Raw genomic sequence first — 14,630 nt, forward strand, 5'->3', positions numbered from 1 at the left:
AACCAGATTAATACCCCGGATTCTGTTTAAACCCGGTATTGTTCAAACTCCTTGCAATCTCAATTTCCGCTTGTGGAACAGGCCAGATCGTATCTCTTGCCGGAAACGTTCTAAACGCATTATTCGGATCTTTAATCGTAGGTATTAATGTCCTGTCTGTTCGCCATCTTTTAAGATCATCAAAGAAACGTTGTCCTTCCAGCGCAAATTCAATACGTCGCTCATGGCGGATCTTAGTACGCATTTCAGGTGCCGAAAGCCCGGCAGGTATCCCAGGCATATTTACCGTCGCCCTGGTTCTTACCAGATTAATCGCATTATAAACACTCGGATCAGGCCCCGAAATTTCATTTTGAGCTTCTGCGTAGATTAACAAAACTTCTGCATAACGCATTAACACCCAATCCTGATCACTTTGTGTGGCATAATTAGTAGGAAAACGGGTTGGGTCAATACCTTTTCGTGGAAGAAAACCACTTGCTACAGCTGTAGCAGCAGGATCAAACGCTGTTGATGCCGTAGTTCCTCTCCAGTCTCCTGGCACAATTACAGTCATTTTCAATCTTGCATCCCTGTTCAAATATGGTTTTGCTACATTATACAGTGGAGATGTCTGAATAGATAAACCATCTGTACATTCATAATCATTCACCAGGTAATTGAGCACATTTACATTATTGAGAGATAAAAAAACAACCAATCCTGCGGGCTATAAAAAGCAGGAGGTGCGTAACGTGCCGAAAACATGATCTCAGGATTTGAGTTTTGCCCCGGCTTCAAAAATAAACTGCTATACGTAGCGGCTAAACTAAATTTGTTCTCTGTCATCACCAATTTCGCAGCATCAGCCGCTTCCTGAAAACGCCCGTTAGTCAGCAATACTTTTGCTTTGTACGCGAGTGCAGTTCCACGTACAGCATGACCAGTGTAACCAGTATTTGGTAATTTAGCCGCAGAGAAATCCAGATCCGCTAATATAGAATCCACCACTAATTTTTTTGGTGACCTTGGCAGTTTCGTACTTGCCTCGTCAAAACCAAGTGGTTTTAACGTCAGGACACAATCTCCGTATAACTGGGTCAGTAAGAAATAATGATAAGCTCTGATAAACTTAGCTTCAGCAACATATTGATTACGTACAGTCTCGCTTAAAGGGATCTCATTGATTTTCACCAAAAGTAAGTTTGCAAGCCGCAATAGCCTGGTAGCTAAAGTTATAAGCGTCAGACTGTATGCCGCCAATAGTAGGCTCAATATTACCAGTTGATATGGTCGCGAAATTACCTGCGGTAGATACCGTATAACCATTATCAGTTAAGGTTTCCCAGAACATATAACCGCCGCCCCAGCCACCACCGGCAGCACTTACCCCAGTTGCATTATTACCGCGGCATAAAAAGTTGTAACATGCTGCCAATGCCAGGTCGGCATCACTCTGTGTTTTCCAGAAAGTGCTCTGAGAAACCTGTGTCAGCGGGTTTTTATCCAGAAACGACTTTTTACAAGAAGTAAAAAGCAGTCCTGTGCTAACAATAATAATATAGGATATAAATTTTTTCATCATCAATTAATTAAAATGTAGCTCTTACTCCAAAATTGTAAATCTTGTTCTGAGGGTGGGTCAGGTAACGTATATTCGTGGCAACACGTTCAGGATCAAGCCCGGGGAATTTGGTAAATGTAAACAGGTTCTCACCTGCAAAATAGATTCTAAAAGCACTCATGTTTACATGTTTAGCCCATTTAGCCGGTAAATTATAACCTAACTGGATGTTTTTAATCCGCAGAAATGAAGCATCCTTTAAATAATAAGTAGACACCGTAGTCAGGTTCTGACTTACATTCCCTGTTCCTGTAAGATAAATAAGCGGCATGGTTGTACTTGGATTTTCTGGTGTCCATGCATCTGCCCAGTCTTTTGTAGGTACAGAACCCTGGTTAAACGGCTGGAAACCCCATCCATTTACATATTGTTTTTGTCCCTGAGACCCATAAAAAAACACAGTAAGATCGAAGTTTTTATAGTCCAGATTGATCGTCATTGAATAATCATACTTAGGGAAAATACCCGATACCACGGTGCGATCATTTTCATCAATCTTACCATCTCCATTCAAATCTTTATATTTAAATGTACCCGGAACCGGGTTGTAAGGCTGTTTAGGCGAAGCTGCTATTTCGCCGCAGACTGGAATATTTTATCAAATTCATACAGATAAAAACTGCCAAATGGTAAACCCACTTTTTCAATAGTAGTCGCATTGATTGTCGTTGCGCTATAATCAATCAATTTATTACGGTTTGCCTGTAGATTTGCGCTAACTGAATAACCCACCTGTCCGATTTTATTTCTGTACTGCACAGATAACTCGATTCCACGGTTTTGAATTGTCCCGTTATTAATAATAGGAGGTTTATAACCAATATAACCAGGAAGCGGTGCCTCTCCTAAAATATCGCTCGTAGTTTTTATTATAATAATCAGCAGACACATTCAGCTTATTATTAAAAAATGAAAGATCCATACCTAAATTTATAATTTTGGTCGTTTCCCATTTTATATTTGGATCTGTCAGGCTGGTTTTGCGGACACCATCCGTCAAATTACTGGTAAACGGATAAGAAAAACCAGTAGCATATACATCCTGATATGGATAATAACCAATATTCTGATTGCCCAGTTTCCCTATAGAAGCACGCAGTTTCATATCTGAAATTACAGGCAATAAACTTTTGAAGAAATTCTCCTGCGAAATCCGGTAACCAACAGACACCGAAGGAAAAAGACCCCATTTATTACGCTCATTAAAGCGGGATGAACCATCCGATCTTAAATTACCTTCTACCAGGTACTTACCCTTGTAGTCGTAATTTAACCTGCCGTAGAAGGAGTTAATTGCCCATTCCGATGCTTTCCCGCCATTTAACTGTGATCCGGTACCACCAGCATCAATTTCCTGTACAGAGTTGTTTGGAAAAACTACGCGGGAAGCCGAAAGCGATTGTATCTTATAATATTCTGCCTGTGTACCACCTAAAACCGTAAATGAGTGGTCACCTATCTTTTTGTTATAAGTCAGCTGACTATAACCAATAGGATAAATATAATTATCATCAGTTACCTGTAAGCCTTGCCCGCCAACATCCAATACTCTGAATGGTGCATCATTAGGACCAGCATTCCACAAATACTGATTGATAACCGGTTTATAATCATAAGTCTTTTTAAAATCGAAATTTGTACCCACACTTGTTTTCCATTGTAAACCTTCTATCAGTTTTACATCAACAAATAAGTTACCCTGCATGTAGTAATCATTTGTAGAAGCCAGTGCATTTTCAGCAACCGCAATTGGATTCTTGTTCGTGAGCTGGAAAGGATAGGCAACCGCAGTATACCTTCCGCTTCCATCAGGTAATACTGGTCCATACAGAGGAGACTGGGCAAGAGTGGCTATAAAAAGATCCTGACTACCTTGTCTTGGATAAGTTCTTTTCCCATAATTCATAGTAAAGCTTGCTCCAAAATTAATATTGCGGTTGATCTTACTATTGATATTAAATTGCAGGTTATACTTTTTATACTCAAAACCCTTCATAATATCCGGTTGGTTCACGATCCCTAATCCAACATTATAAGTCGTGTTTTCATTTCCACCACTCAAATTAAGATTATGCGTTTGTGCGTTGACCGTTCTTAAGACAGCATCAAGCCAGTTATAGTTAGGATAAAGGTTTTTATCGGTACTATTAGCATATGCATCAATTTGTGCCTGCGTAAACCTGTTAGTCAGGGGAGCGCCAGAGTTATTAGCTGCCTGGTTATACATTTGCATGTATTGTGCCGAATTGTAAACCAGATCTGGCAGGCTGCTTGCCTTGGTAATGCCCAGGTTGTAGCTATAAGAGATCTCCATTTTTCCTGCTTTCCCTTGTTTAGTCGTCACCAGAATAACCCCATTCGCTGCACGGGAACCATAAATCGACGCTGATGCTGCATCTTTTAAGACCGTCACACTTGCAATATTTTCGGGATTTAAAGCCGTTAAATTTCCAGGAATACCATCTACAATAACCAGTGGCTCTGTTCCAGCACCACTATACGTTCCTAATCCGCGTATTCTAAGTACATTGCCTTCATTACCAGCTTCGCCCGATGCCTGTGTTACTGATAAACCCGGGAGCTTACCCTGTAATAATTGCGTAGGATTGGTGGCGACCCTTTTATTCAGATCTGCACCGGTTACCGTCGCAATAGCTCCGGTCAGGTTCGCTTTCTTTTGAGTGCCGTAACCTACCACCACTACGGTTTCCAGATCATTTTGTTTACTGGATAAAGTCACGTTAATAACCTTACGGTTTCCGGTTATCTCTTCAGTAGTCAGAAAGCCAATAGAAGAGAACACGAGTACAGCGGTTTTATCCGGCACTTTAATCACATATTTACCGTTACCATCTGTTACGGTTCCTATCGAAGTGCCTTTAATTTTTATACCAGTTCCGGGTAAGGGCTGACCGGAACTTTCCCTCACCATGCCACTAATCGTGAGACCGCTTTGGGCTAAAACAGGATTGCTTAAAATTATAAGTAAGGTTAGCATTACAGCGTAATGAACCTGCTTCTTATATTTTTTTAACAAATCAGCTGCTGAATGAATAAAAAAACATTTTTTCATGTTTAAAGAAATATATTTGGTTTGGTTAGTTGATATCAGTTATTAAATAACCGTGTCCTACTATTATTTAATAATTAATTGAATACAAGGTGTTAAGAATTTGATTTGAATAATCAAGCGAATGAGTATTTTAATATATCATTTTGGCATTGATACCTGACTGTAAGCTTAAAACAGGCTTGTAGCTTTTACGCTAAATAGATAGAAAACGTGCTGAAAACTATCTTCCTGCCAATCCCCCATCGCATTCCTGTCTCAAAAAAATAACTAAAAGGTGATTTTGTACTATAAACTTTCACTTTGGTCGAAGAAATATTTTTGAGAAAAAATAATCGGACATATTTGTTTCAACAAAAGGGAATAAACGATTTGTCTCATCCATTAATTAACCAAAACATGAAAAAGAAAATTCAAAAAACTGATGGCATCAAGATTCAAAAACAAATAATTGGAAAGTTCAATGTTAATTCATTAGAGGTGAAGATGAACACGACTACTAGTTCTCCGGATACAATTACAAGTTCTTATATAGGTAATCAATTTTAATTATTATGAAAAACGATTTTTTTGACCTCGGAAACAGCGAATTCAATGTTTTTAATGACAATGAATTAAATATGATAATGGGTGGTGGCGGAGATACTAACGTATCCAGCTTTTTAGAAATAGAACATCTGTTTGCAGATAAAGAAGAAGAAAATTAGTCTTCTAATAAGCACAAAAAATAAGATTATTATCCTGCTGTCTCAACCAGGCGCAGTTCAAATATACTCAGTATTGCTTATCAATTAATTCCATATAATCATAAACAATTTAATTAAAACAAAATGAAAAAGGTAAATCTATCAGAAAAAGTACAACTAGACAAAGAAATCATTTCAAAATTGACTGAAGATCAATTAAGTGAGCTGGAAGGCGGAGCTCAACAAGCTCTTTCTTGTATCGGAGGAAATAACTCTTGTGCTAGTAAAGCTATTGAAACAGAATCAGAAGCATCGCTTTTAATCAATCCACTAACCATATAGGGTGTGTTGTTGCAAACAATCTCTGTAAGGTTAGAATGAAATTTAACACAATTATTAACCATTAAAACCAAACAAAATGAAAAAGGTAAATCTATCAGAAAAAGTACAGTTAGACAAAGAAATCATTTCAAAACTGACTGCAGAACAATTGAGCGAGCTTGAAGGTGGTGCTCAACAAGGTCTTTCTTGTATCACAGGAGATAACTCTTGTAAAAGCAAAGTTATTGAAGCAGAAGCAGACGCATCACTTTAATCAAAATCAATCCAAACCAAATTTTAACCATTAAAATCTAACAGAATGAAAAAGGTAAATCTATCAGAAAAAGTACAACTAGACAAAGAAATCATCTCAAAATTGACAGAAGATCAATTAAGCGAGCTTGAAGGTGGTGCTCAGCAAGGTCTTTCTTGTGTAACAGGAAATAACTCTTGTAAAACTAAGAGCATTGAAGCTGAAGAGTCAGAAGCAGCACTTTAATCAAAACCAATCATATAGGGTGTGTTGTTGCAAATTCACTCTATATGGTTAATTCAAATCAGTTCTTAACCATTAAAATTAAACAAAATGAAAAAGGTAAATCTATCAGAAAAAATACAGTTAGACAAAGAAATCATTTCAAAATTAGGTGAAGATCAATTGAAAGAACTGGAAGGTGGAGCTCAACGTGAAATTTCTTGTATCACAGGAAATAACTCTTGTGTAGCTCAGGAACCTGAACAGTCAGCGTAATCAATCATATCAGGGGGAATTCAGATGAATAACCCCTGATATAATTTAAAGGTTATTAGTTCCACTACTCAACCAATATTTAACACTTAGAGAAGATGAAAAAAGTAAAACTGCCAAACAAAATAAAATTAAATAAAGAGGTTATTTCGAAACTGAATGACAACCAGTTAAGAGAGCTGGAAGGTGGTAAAATGGGATATAGTTTATCTTGTTTAACATGCCAGAATTCCTGCAATTCAGTGAAATGTGAAACAGAAGAAGCACAATCCTGATCAACCAGATTAAACAGGCTGCATAACAGGGTATGGGATAAGACATACTGGTTATGATTTCTCTCAGCTATAAAATAAACAAGGGTTAATTATTTAAACATATCCTATGAAATACTTAACGGGTAAATATATAACGATCACGACGCTAATTTTTGTAAACCTATTGCTTTTGTCTTTTTGCCCTTGTTTTGCACAAAATACAATTAAAGGAAGGATTGTGGATGCAAACAAAATTCCTGTTCCTTTTGCAACTGTAAGTTTAAAAATAAAAGCTGCTGATACGCTCTCCAAAAAGAATGTGATCAGTACTAATACCGGTGAATTTTTAATTCAGAATATCCTAAATGGAGTAGTAGAAATCACTGTTTCAAGTGTAGGTTTTATTTCCTACACTCAGACTATCAATTTTGATCAGAGTCACCTGGCAAATCTTGCAGAAATTGTACTGCATGATGACAGTAAGACTTTAAGCGGAGTAACTATCTCTGCAAAAAAAAAAAAACCACTTATTCAGCAAAAAACAGATCGGATAATTATGAATGTACAGGGCAGCGTACTGGCAAGCGGTAACAATGCCTATGATATCTTAGCCATGGCACCCTCAGTTCAGTTAATGAACGGAAAGCTGACCATGGATGGAAAATCCAATGTATTGATTCTGCTTAATGGCAAACGCCTTCCGGGTGCTACACTAGAAAGTATCCTGGGTTCTTTATCAGGCGAGCAAATTGAGCGCATAGAATTTATAAGTAACCCTTCTTCAAAATATGATGCCAGCGCATCAGGCGGAGTCATTGAAATATATACCAAAAGGAGCTCGCAAATGGGCTGGGCAGCAAGTGCAGGGGGGAATTTTGCCCGGGGGTACAGATCCGGGGGGGGCGCAGGAGATGCAGATTTCAGACTAAATACTGAAAAATGGGATTTTGGTGTTTCAGCAAGTTACGCTCAGAAAGGGCATGTTGAACGCGGATACTCAAACAGAGAACTATACCAGGGGAAAACCCGAATTGGTGATTTTAGTCAGCAAATGGATCTGTCAACAGGCAGTATGATTGATAAAAGCTTAAACGGAAGTATCAGTTATCAATTAAATAAGAACAATACTTTCGGAGCAGATGTCAATCTGATCAAAGCCAGGCTAAACGGTTCAGGTGATTTAGACGTCATCATTAACGAAAATCAGAACCGTTTGACAACCAAAACATTTAACGATGTCCTGCTGCAGGTAGGATTCTCTAATTACAACCTTTTTTACAAAACCGTTCTTGACTCACTGGGGTCAAATTTTATGGCTACAACGAACTATGCACGCTATACAAGCGGACAGCAGCAGGAATTTAAACAGCGTACCATAGACGAGGGTACAGGCAACATTACCGATTCACATTTTAAAAACAACGCACCAGCCAAAAATACGATATCTATACCGGAACAGCTGATTATACAAAGAATTTTAAGAATTCTTCCAAACTGGAGGCCGGGCTTAAATACACTCTGACTGAAAATCATAGTAATCAATCTACAGAGGTATATCAGGATGGAGCCTGGGCAGCAAATAATAACGGACTAAAAGAACTGGGTTATTCAGAGAAAATCTATGCCGGCTATGTTAACTTTAATCAGAAAATAGGGAAGTTCTCTTTTCAGGCAGGACTTCGTGCTGAACAAAGCTCCTATAAAGTTACGGGTGGAATCGATTCAACCTATTTTAACCTTTTTCCAAACTTAAGAATAGACTATAAGGGCTCAAATGATTATAGTTCATCAATTGCTTATGCAAGGAACATTAACAGACCATCTTATGATAATCTGATACCATACGAACTATATATTGATAACTATACAGTAAGCAGGGGTAACGCATTTCTAAGACCAGAATACAAACAAACTTTCTCCTGGAACCAGTTGTAAAAAAATATAGTTTGCGTTTAGCTTATACCAGAACCTCAGATGCATTAGCAAGTGTTCTATTTTATGACGAAGCTACTTTCCGTTTTATTCAGACAGAAAGCAATTTTCTGACTCAGAATTTATTCAGTGCAGCACTGTCAAGACCTGTGAAAATTACATCCTGGTGGGATATGAATCTCAGGGCAACACTTTATATCAAAGACCTGAAATATCCATCAGCATTTGATGCTCACGAAGTGCTGACCAGGAGCAAAACTTATTATGCACTCAATACACTGAACACTTTTATTTTCAAAGATGGACTTTCTGCAGAAGTATCAGCCTACTACAATTCTCCCAGCATCAGCGGTATCTATAATTACGGTGGCTACTCTAATGTAAGTGCAGGTATTAAAAAGACTCTTTTTGCAGGTAAAGGATCAGTTAAACTTGATGTTTCAGATATCTTCTATCAAAAAACAATGTTTTTATGTCAACCACTATTATCCCGGTTGTGACCAGTGGAATAAGCAGAGGCGATACCAGAAGAGTCAGGCTCAGTTTCAGATATAGTTTCGGAGGCAACGATAGTAAGAAAAAGAAAAGCCAGATACGCAAGGAAATACAAATGAAATTAACAGATTAAAGCTTTAAGGATATGGAACTATTGAAAAAATATGATCGTCAGTCAACTCAGGAAGATACAGAGACGCTGCTGGCCAGTATTGTAACCCGTGTAAATTCATTGACAGCTAAAGTACTGCATAATTTTGGTCTGGTAACAGGCCGGGGAGGGGCAATACTATTGAATTGTCACTATGCAAAATTAACGGGGGGAATGATGAGTTTTACGAATTTGCAGGAAAGCTACTGATGGAATCAATGGAAGCGCTGAATCCAAGTAAATATAAGGCTATACTCTCTAACTATTATGGTGATTTAGCTGAGTTCGGGACACTAATCTGTCATCTTGAAGAGCATGGGCATCTCAACGGGGATACAGGTTTTTCATTTGATGAATTTGATGCTTTGCTGATTGACAGAGTTGAAACCAATATTGAAAAGAGAAATTTTGGGGCTGGTACCGGTGCACTGGGTGTCAGTTCATACCTGCTCAGAAGACTCGATAACTCTCCTGAAATCCATCGCTGTACCCTTGCTTTATTTGAAGCTATTTATTCATCCCGTGAAGGAGATAAGGAAAATGGGTATTACTGGACCACAAATTATTTTGAAGAGCCCAGGATCTATACAGGTCTGGCCCATGGAAACGCAATGATTATAAACTTTCTTTGTTCAATTCACCAAAAAGGAATCGAAAAAGAAAGATGTGAAGAATTAATGCATTATGCCATACGTTTCCTGTTGCTTAATCAGATTGATCCTGACAAATACGGATCAAACTTCCCGCTTTGGATTGGCAGAAACGAAGAAACAAAAAATCACTGTGTTGTTTATGGCGATATTGGTACTGTTTACGCAATTATAAAAGCTGCTCAGATTCTTAATGATTCAAATTATCTGATAGCTGGAATTGACCTGGCTTATGATACGATCAAAAGACACCGCATGGAAGGGACAACACTGCTGATGATGCTTCTGCAAATACGGTGTGTGAGTTCTCCTTATCTTTTGTATAACCGGATCTATGAACTGACCGGGATTGATACATTTAAAGAAGCTTCCTATTACTGGCTGAGCCAGATTAGTCAAATGAACAAGGCAGACAATGAATATTTAGGATTTGATTCGCATTTCTTTAATAAATATCCTGAAGGGCAACTGGGTTTTGGTTATGGCCTGGCTGGAATAGGCCTGGTATTAATGCAATATCTAACCGATGGAGAGCTGTCAATTAATGAGTTTACATGGATACCTTAGTTAAAAGAGATGATGCTAACCTGCATAATTATAGAAGACGAGCCATTGGCGCAAGAGCTTCTTCAGGACTATATAAACAGAAGAGGTGATTTATCGCTTTTAGGTAAATTTAATAATGTTAATGACTTTATTAAATTTAAAGAAAATAAGATAGATTTAATGTTTATGGACATTAAGATCAGAGGTAATGTGAAAGAAGATGTAGAAAGTCTTTTTTCACAAGATAGTAGCATCGTGCTTGTAACGGCTTATACCATAGATCAGTTAAGTGATTATAACTTGAGCCAGATAAGTAATGTGCTTTACAAACCAGTATCTTATGAGAAGTTTAACCGTTGTATAGACGGGATTTATTATCAACGAACAAACGGATAATTAATAATTAGAGATATGCAGAAAGCAAAAATTACTCCTTTCGATTTTTATCTATTGAGAATGCCGGCATTATCAATAGATAACCTGCTTGCTTTGAATAAAATAAATGACCCGGAAAGCCTCCTGCAGGCAATTTTCAATATATATCAGTCAGATGATCTTCAGGAGTCTATTTATCTGGCTAGTCCCGAACTTCATGCTGAATTAATCAAGTGGCTGGAAAATCCTGTATTAGTGAAAAATGAAAAGCTGACGCAGACGCTGTACAAATATCTGCTGCGGATGAGCTCCAGATGTACTCCCTATGGTCTGTTTGCGGGCTTTGACATGGGGCTGATCACTGAAGATAAAACCAGCTGGGAATTGAAAAATGATACGGTGAAACACAGCCGCCTGGATATGAACTATGTTGCAGAAATAACTTCATCATTAATCCAGCAGCAGGAACTCAAAACTAAATTGACTTTCTATCCGAATAACAGTCTTTATAAAACAAATAACACTTACCGCTATTATGAATATAAGTTAAGGAATAAAAAAAGAGAATTTTTTTTAGTCTCGATCAAATCTTCGAAATATGTAGATATGATCTTAGGTACAGCAGAAAACGGAGCGACGTATAAAGATCTGCTGAATTCACTCCTGACCTTATCCCTTACTGAAGAACAGTCCACAGAGTTTTTGGATGAAATTATTAATAGTCAGATGATTACATCAGAACTTGAGCCAACAATAACGGGCAAAGAATTCTTTGATGTGCTGTTAGATAAGTTACAAAGCCTGGATAGTACCCATTCAAAACTTCCGGGGCTGCTTAAAATCAGCGCTATACTGAAGAAAAAGAAAAATCTGATCAGCTCCTGTAAAGAAATTGAATTAATCCTTCAGGAAGACTTTCCATCTGCAAAAAGTAAAGATCTGGTGCAGACTGACCTGGAAATTAAAATGAAGAAAAATTCCCTGAACAAACAAAGTATAGGAATTCTTTCTAAAGAATTGAATGAGTTAAGCGGATTGTATAAAAGTGGTATTCCAGCTGATGTGAAGACATTTAAACAGAAGTTTATTGAGCGTTACGAAGAACAGGAAATTCCTTTACTTGAAGCACTTGATACAGAAGCAGGGATTGGGTATGCTAAATTTAGCGGTGCACATGCAAATTACACCCCTTTGATTGACGGATTGGTTTTACCTGGTAAAAAAGGAGCGAACAAAGTAAGCTGGACTCCTTACAGACAGTTGGTTTTTAAAAAGTTTGTTGAAAGCCAGCAGACAGGAGCGACTCACGTGAGTATTAGTGCAGCAGAGCTGGAAGAATTAGGGCCGGCCGGCAATAATCTGCCGAAAACTTTATTTATTTAGTATTGGAAGTTTTATTGCTGACAGCAGTGATGAAGTAGACCGGGGGAATTTCAAATTTAATATGACCGTATTTAGCGGGCCTTCTGCAACTCCGCTGCTTGGAAGATTTGCCCCCTCTCTTGCTGTTCTCGATCAGAAACTAAAAGAATGTGCCGGGGTAGAGCAAGAGCAGGCTGGTGATGCTATTATCGCCGAAGTAGTCCATCTTCCTGAAGCGCGGATAGGGAACATTTTGCAACGTCCGCAGATCAGGCCGTTTGAGATTCCTTTTTTGGGAAATTCTTCAGCTGGTAAAGACCATCAGATTCCGGTAACAGATTTAATGGTAGCTGTCAGGAATGATAAAATTGTTCTTCGTTCAAAAAGACTGAATAAAATCATCATCCCAAGATTGAGTTCTGCGCATAATTTTGCAAATGGAATCTCTGTCTATAAATTTCTGTGTGATTTACAAAGTCAGGAGAGTTCATTCTCTATAGTCTGGGATTGGGATTGGGATTTTTTTCAGCAGTTCAGCAGGCGTTTTTGCCAAGGGTTGAGTATAAACATATCATTCTGTCAAGAGCCAGATGGCAGCTGAAATCCTCTATATACAATGATATTAAGGATTTGAAGTCTGCAGAAGAGATCGCTGATTTCAAAAAAAAGATATAATCTTCCTGTTAAAGTCGTTCTTGCTGAAGGGGATAACGAGCTGCTCCTGGATTTTGACAGTATCCTGGTTATGCCGATACTGCTTGCTCACCTCAAAAAAAAGGATGCTGTTTTATTTGAATTTTTGCATACCCCAAACAGTCAGCTGGCAACTGATGATGCAGGTGCTAATTATTTAAACGAAGTGATCCTGCCGTTTTACACTCAAAGTGAGCAGCGCAATCCACAACGTTTAGTCTCAAAAAAGAAAAGCGTAATCACCCGTTCTTTTCCCCTTGGCAGTGAGTGGACATATGTTAAAATATATTGTGGTTCAAAATGGGCAGATACCGTCATGACAGACTATTTACTTCCTTTTTGATCAGTGGTCTGGAAGAAGATGGTATTATCACAAAATGGTTTTTCATTCGCTTCAATGATCCCCAGGGGCACTTAAGAGTAAGATTCCTGCATCAGAAAAATGCGGCTGTTACTGCCGAAATTATTAACCGCATTCAGCAGGCCATAAGTGCATTATATGATGAAAGGATAGTTTGTAAGCTGCAGTATGATACTTATGAAAGAGAAATAGAACGTTATGGTGAAAAAACAATGGAGCTCAGTGAATCTATCTTTTATCATGACAGTAAAGCAGTCAGTAATTTTATAAACATGATCGAAGGAGTAGAGGGGGAGCAGTACAGGTGGTTGTTTGCCATGAGAGGTGTAGATCTTTTGATGGCTGATTTTGGAATAACCATTGAGCAAAGACAAAAATTGACAGAACAGATGTTTACATCATTCTTTGCTGAATTTGAGGGGAATAAAAGCTTAAACACCCAGTTAAATGATAAATTCAGAGCAGCCACTACAGAGAATTGAATTTATTTATGGACCCCGTAAATGATAGTGAAGAGATAGAAGATGCAGTTCAATTGTTCAGCGACCGTTCACTCCTCAATAAAAATGCATTGGATGAGTTCCGTCAATCAGTTGGCGAAAACTCACCTGAAACTGATTTTGATGCAGTTTTCAGAAATATTATGCCAAGTTATATACACATGTTCCTGAACAGGATATTTATAGCAAATCAAAGAATTCATGAATTGGTTGTTTATCATCACATGGCCAAATACTATGCTTCACTGATTGCACGCAGAAAACATTCACCAATTAAATCTATCGTATCATGATCGCTGACCGCCCCCATTTTTCCGCAGAAATAAACGAAATCATAGGCAACCCGCCACATTGGGTTAACCGTGTAGGAGGAAGTTTCCTTTTATTAATTATTATCGGGTTTGTGATCAGCTCAGCTCTGATTGTGATTCCAAAGCAGCATATTTTGCCCGTCGTTTTATATGGCCAGCTAGCCGGAAATGAGGCTGGTGTGGTTAAACGCACACCCGGATTTTTAGTAAAAGGGGTTTTGGATGCTGGTCAGCTCGAAGGTTTAAAAAAAACCGCTGTTGTGCAGGTGGAGATTCCACTGGATAACAGTTCACAGGATAAAATAAGTTTAAAAGGGAGGTTGTTGGATATTATTCCTCCCATAAAGAACGGCAAAATCGCTTATACTGTGAAGCTGGATCAGGAGTCTACGGATTTGTTAACTGGTAAATTACCGGAAATAGAATCAATCGGCGGAACCCTTATTTTTGAAAGTGAAAAGAAAACACTGCTCAAATCGTTAATGGATTAGTCCGGATTGAGGCCAAATTGTTTTAGCAAGGCGTCTTTATAAAGTTTGCCAATAGGGATTTTTTCCTTTAAAGTATAGAGG

The 14,630-nt window shown here is 38.1% G+C and carries 26 protein-coding genes; 20 read left to right on the forward strand and 6 right to left on the reverse strand.

Features of this window, described 5'->3' with window-relative positions:
• Window positions 1-7: 7 nt before the first annotated feature.
• The 6 genes from ACWYN3_RS03170 to ACWYN3_RS03195 are packed head-to-tail and all read right to left on the reverse strand — an operon-like array spanning window position 8 to window position 4,601.
• On the reverse strand, window positions 8-700 hold the full coding sequence (locus ACWYN3_RS03170; RefSeq protein ID WP_456219828.1) for a RagB/SusD family nutrient uptake outer membrane protein: 693 nt from the start codon (window positions 698-700) through the stop codon (window positions 8-10).
• Entirely contained in the window at window positions 670-1,173 is a 504-nt protein-coding gene (locus ACWYN3_RS03175; protein WP_456219829.1) for a RagB/SusD family nutrient uptake outer membrane protein, read from the reverse strand. Before ACWYN3_RS03175 ends, ACWYN3_RS03170 begins: the two co-directional genes overlap by 31 nt.
• The gene (locus ACWYN3_RS03180; protein WP_456219830.1) at window positions 1,160-1,564 is read right to left on the reverse strand and encodes a hypothetical protein; all 405 of its coding nucleotides are present in this window, start codon (window positions 1,562-1,564) and stop codon (window positions 1,160-1,162) included. The genes ACWYN3_RS03175 and ACWYN3_RS03180 overlap by 14 nt, the downstream gene beginning before the upstream one ends.
• A 7-nt stretch (window positions 1,565-1,571) precedes the next feature.
• Window positions 1,572-2,117, reverse strand: a complete 546-nt coding sequence (locus ACWYN3_RS03185; RefSeq protein WP_456219831.1) for a hypothetical protein — start codon at window positions 2,115-2,117, stop codon at window positions 1,572-1,574.
• Window positions 2,118-2,173: 56 nt separating this feature from the next.
• Entirely contained in the window at window positions 2,174-2,362 is a 189-nt protein-coding gene (locus ACWYN3_RS03190; RefSeq protein WP_456219832.1) for a hypothetical protein, read from the reverse strand.
• 52 nt (window positions 2,363-2,414) lie between these two features.
• Window positions 2,415-4,601, reverse strand: a complete 2,187-nt coding sequence (locus tag ACWYN3_RS03195; protein ID WP_456219833.1) for a SusC/RagA family TonB-linked outer membrane protein — start codon at window positions 4,599-4,601, stop codon at window positions 2,415-2,417.
• A 444-nt stretch (window positions 4,602-5,045) separates the two neighbouring features.
• On the opposite strand from ACWYN3_RS03195, the gene ACWYN3_RS03200 reads away from it, so the two are divergent.
• The 20 genes from ACWYN3_RS03200 to ACWYN3_RS03295 all read left to right on the forward strand — a co-directional run bounded on the left by ACWYN3_RS03200 (window position 5,046) and on the right by ACWYN3_RS03295 (window position 14,549).
• A complete protein-coding gene (locus ACWYN3_RS03200) occupies window positions 5,046-5,222 on the forward strand; it encodes a hypothetical protein (protein WP_456219834.1) in 177 nt (58 codons plus the stop codon).
• A gap of 5 nt (window positions 5,223-5,227) precedes the next feature.
• Window positions 5,228-5,380, forward strand: a complete 153-nt coding sequence (locus ACWYN3_RS03205; protein ID WP_456219835.1) for a hypothetical protein — start codon at window positions 5,228-5,230, stop codon at window positions 5,378-5,380.
• Window positions 5,381-5,503: 123 nt separating this feature from the next.
• Window positions 5,504-5,701: a class I lanthipeptide gene (locus ACWYN3_RS03210; protein WP_456219836.1), complete on the forward strand. Its 198-nt coding sequence runs from the start codon at window positions 5,504-5,506 to the stop codon at window positions 5,699-5,701.
• A gap of 76 nt (window positions 5,702-5,777) precedes the next feature.
• Window positions 5,778-5,954, forward strand: coding sequence for a class I lanthipeptide (locus tag ACWYN3_RS03215; RefSeq protein WP_456219837.1), 177 nt, complete (start codon window positions 5,778-5,780; stop codon window positions 5,952-5,954).
• A gap of 45 nt (window positions 5,955-5,999) precedes the next feature.
• Window positions 6,000-6,179, forward strand: a complete 180-nt coding sequence (locus ACWYN3_RS03220) for a class I lanthipeptide (protein ID WP_456219838.1) — start codon at window positions 6,000-6,002, stop codon at window positions 6,177-6,179.
• An 87-nt stretch (window positions 6,180-6,266) separates the two neighbouring features.
• Entirely contained in the window at window positions 6,267-6,431 is a 165-nt protein-coding gene (locus ACWYN3_RS03225; protein ID WP_456219839.1) for a class I lanthipeptide, read from the forward strand.
• A gap of 95 nt (window positions 6,432-6,526) precedes the next feature.
• Window positions 6,527-6,703 carry a class I lanthipeptide gene (locus ACWYN3_RS03230; protein WP_456219840.1) on the forward strand — a complete coding sequence of 59 codons (177 nt, stop codon included), beginning with the start codon at window positions 6,527-6,529 and terminating at the stop codon, window positions 6,701-6,703.
• A gap of 106 nt (window positions 6,704-6,809) precedes the next feature.
• Entirely contained in the window at window positions 6,810-8,204 is a 1,395-nt protein-coding gene (locus tag ACWYN3_RS03235; RefSeq protein WP_456219841.1) for a carboxypeptidase regulatory-like domain-containing protein, read from the forward strand.
• On the forward strand, window positions 8,126-8,617 hold the full coding sequence (locus ACWYN3_RS03240) for an outer membrane beta-barrel protein (RefSeq protein ID WP_456222866.1): 492 nt from the start codon (window positions 8,126-8,128) through the stop codon (window positions 8,615-8,617). The genes ACWYN3_RS03235 and ACWYN3_RS03240 overlap by 79 nt, the downstream gene beginning before the upstream one ends.
• 11 nt (window positions 8,618-8,628) lie before the next feature.
• Window positions 8,629-9,114, forward strand: a complete 486-nt coding sequence (locus tag ACWYN3_RS03245; RefSeq protein ID WP_456219842.1) for an outer membrane beta-barrel protein — start codon at window positions 8,629-8,631, stop codon at window positions 9,112-9,114.
• 140 nt (window positions 9,115-9,254) lie between these two features.
• Complete coding sequence (locus tag ACWYN3_RS03250; RefSeq protein WP_456219843.1) at window positions 9,255-9,470, forward strand: hypothetical protein; 216 nt, start codon at window positions 9,255-9,257, stop codon at window positions 9,468-9,470.
• Window positions 9,470-10,477 (forward strand): lanthionine synthetase LanC family protein, encoded by a 1,008-nt coding sequence (locus ACWYN3_RS03255; RefSeq protein WP_456219844.1) that lies wholly within the window; start codon window positions 9,470-9,472, stop codon window positions 10,475-10,477. Before ACWYN3_RS03250 ends, ACWYN3_RS03255 begins: the two co-directional genes overlap by 1 nt.
• A 9-nt stretch (window positions 10,478-10,486) precedes the next feature.
• Window positions 10,487-10,852 (forward strand): LytR/AlgR family response regulator transcription factor, encoded by a 366-nt coding sequence (locus tag ACWYN3_RS03260; protein WP_456219845.1) that lies wholly within the window; start codon window positions 10,487-10,489, stop codon window positions 10,850-10,852.
• Between the two features lie 15 nt (window positions 10,853-10,867).
• Window positions 10,868-12,214, forward strand: coding sequence for a lantibiotic dehydratase (locus tag ACWYN3_RS03265; RefSeq protein ID WP_456219846.1), 1,347 nt, complete (start codon window positions 10,868-10,870; stop codon window positions 12,212-12,214).
• A gap of 13 nt (window positions 12,215-12,227) precedes the next feature.
• The gene (locus ACWYN3_RS03270) at window positions 12,228-12,794 is read left to right on the forward strand and encodes a lantibiotic dehydratase (protein ID WP_456222867.1); all 567 of its coding nucleotides are present in this window, start codon (window positions 12,228-12,230) and stop codon (window positions 12,792-12,794) included.
• On the forward strand, window positions 12,740-12,868 hold the full coding sequence (locus ACWYN3_RS03275) for a hypothetical protein (RefSeq protein WP_456219847.1): 129 nt from the start codon (window positions 12,740-12,742) through the stop codon (window positions 12,866-12,868). Before ACWYN3_RS03270 ends, ACWYN3_RS03275 begins: the two co-directional genes overlap by 55 nt.
• Before the next feature lie 70 nt (window positions 12,869-12,938).
• On the forward strand, window positions 12,939-13,229 hold the full coding sequence (locus ACWYN3_RS03280) for a hypothetical protein (protein WP_456219848.1): 291 nt from the start codon (window positions 12,939-12,941) through the stop codon (window positions 13,227-13,229).
• Entirely contained in the window at window positions 13,187-13,729 is a 543-nt protein-coding gene (locus tag ACWYN3_RS03285; protein ID WP_456219849.1) for a thiopeptide-type bacteriocin biosynthesis protein, read from the forward strand. Before ACWYN3_RS03280 ends, ACWYN3_RS03285 begins: the two co-directional genes overlap by 43 nt.
• On the forward strand, window positions 13,726-14,040 hold the full coding sequence (locus ACWYN3_RS03290) for a lantibiotic dehydratase C-terminal domain-containing protein (RefSeq protein ID WP_456219850.1): 315 nt from the start codon (window positions 13,726-13,728) through the stop codon (window positions 14,038-14,040). The genes ACWYN3_RS03285 and ACWYN3_RS03290 overlap by 4 nt, the downstream gene beginning before the upstream one ends.
• Window positions 14,037-14,549, forward strand: coding sequence for a hypothetical protein (locus ACWYN3_RS03295; protein ID WP_456219851.1), 513 nt, complete (start codon window positions 14,037-14,039; stop codon window positions 14,547-14,549). Before ACWYN3_RS03290 ends, ACWYN3_RS03295 begins: the two co-directional genes overlap by 4 nt.
• The last annotated feature ends 81 nt before the right edge of the window (window positions 14,550-14,630 follow it).

This window comes from Pedobacter sp. NJ-S-72, from assembly GCF_053890575.1.

Excerpts from the sequence above, each read along its gene's own strand:
- ACWYN3_RS03180 (WP_456219830.1), bottom strand. The coding sequence starts at position 1,564 with ATGATGAAAAAATTTATATCCTATATTATTATTGTTAGCACAGGACTG.
- ACWYN3_RS03195 (WP_456219833.1), bottom strand. The coding sequence starts at position 4,601 with ATGCTAACCTTACTTATAATTTTAAGCAATCCTGTTTTAGCCCAAAGC.
- ACWYN3_RS03205 (WP_456219835.1), top strand. The coding sequence starts at position 5,228 with ATGAAAAACGATTTTTTTGACCTCGGAAACAGCGAATTCAATGTTTTT.
- ACWYN3_RS03210 (WP_456219836.1), top strand. The coding sequence starts at position 5,504 with ATGAAAAAGGTAAATCTATCAGAAAAAGTACAACTAGACAAAGAAATC.
- ACWYN3_RS03215 (WP_456219837.1), top strand. The coding sequence starts at position 5,778 with ATGAAAAAGGTAAATCTATCAGAAAAAGTACAGTTAGACAAAGAAATC.
- ACWYN3_RS03220 (WP_456219838.1), top strand. The coding sequence starts at position 6,000 with ATGAAAAAGGTAAATCTATCAGAAAAAGTACAACTAGACAAAGAAATC.
- ACWYN3_RS03225 (WP_456219839.1), top strand. The coding sequence starts at position 6,267 with ATGAAAAAGGTAAATCTATCAGAAAAAATACAGTTAGACAAAGAAATC.
- ACWYN3_RS03230 (WP_456219840.1), top strand. The coding sequence starts at position 6,527 with ATGAAAAAAGTAAAACTGCCAAACAAAATAAAATTAAATAAAGAGGTT.
- ACWYN3_RS03235 (WP_456219841.1), top strand. The coding sequence starts at position 6,810 with ATGAAATACTTAACGGGTAAATATATAACGATCACGACGCTAATTTTT.
- ACWYN3_RS03250 (WP_456219843.1), top strand. The coding sequence starts at position 9,255 with ATGGAACTATTGAAAAAATATGATCGTCAGTCAACTCAGGAAGATACA.
- ACWYN3_RS03255 (WP_456219844.1), top strand. The coding sequence starts at position 9,470 with ATGGAATCAATGGAAGCGCTGAATCCAAGTAAATATAAGGCTATACTC.
- ACWYN3_RS03260 (WP_456219845.1), top strand. The coding sequence starts at position 10,487 with ATGATGCTAACCTGCATAATTATAGAAGACGAGCCATTGGCGCAAGAG.
- ACWYN3_RS03265 (WP_456219846.1), top strand. The coding sequence starts at position 10,868 with ATGCAGAAAGCAAAAATTACTCCTTTCGATTTTTATCTATTGAGAATG.
- ACWYN3_RS03280 (WP_456219848.1), top strand. The coding sequence starts at position 12,939 with ATGCCGATACTGCTTGCTCACCTCAAAAAAAAGGATGCTGTTTTATTT.
- ACWYN3_RS03285 (WP_456219849.1), top strand. The coding sequence starts at position 13,187 with ATGGGCAGATACCGTCATGACAGACTATTTACTTCCTTTTTGATCAGT.
- ACWYN3_RS03295 (WP_456219851.1), top strand. The coding sequence starts at position 14,037 with ATGATCGCTGACCGCCCCCATTTTTCCGCAGAAATAAACGAAATCATA.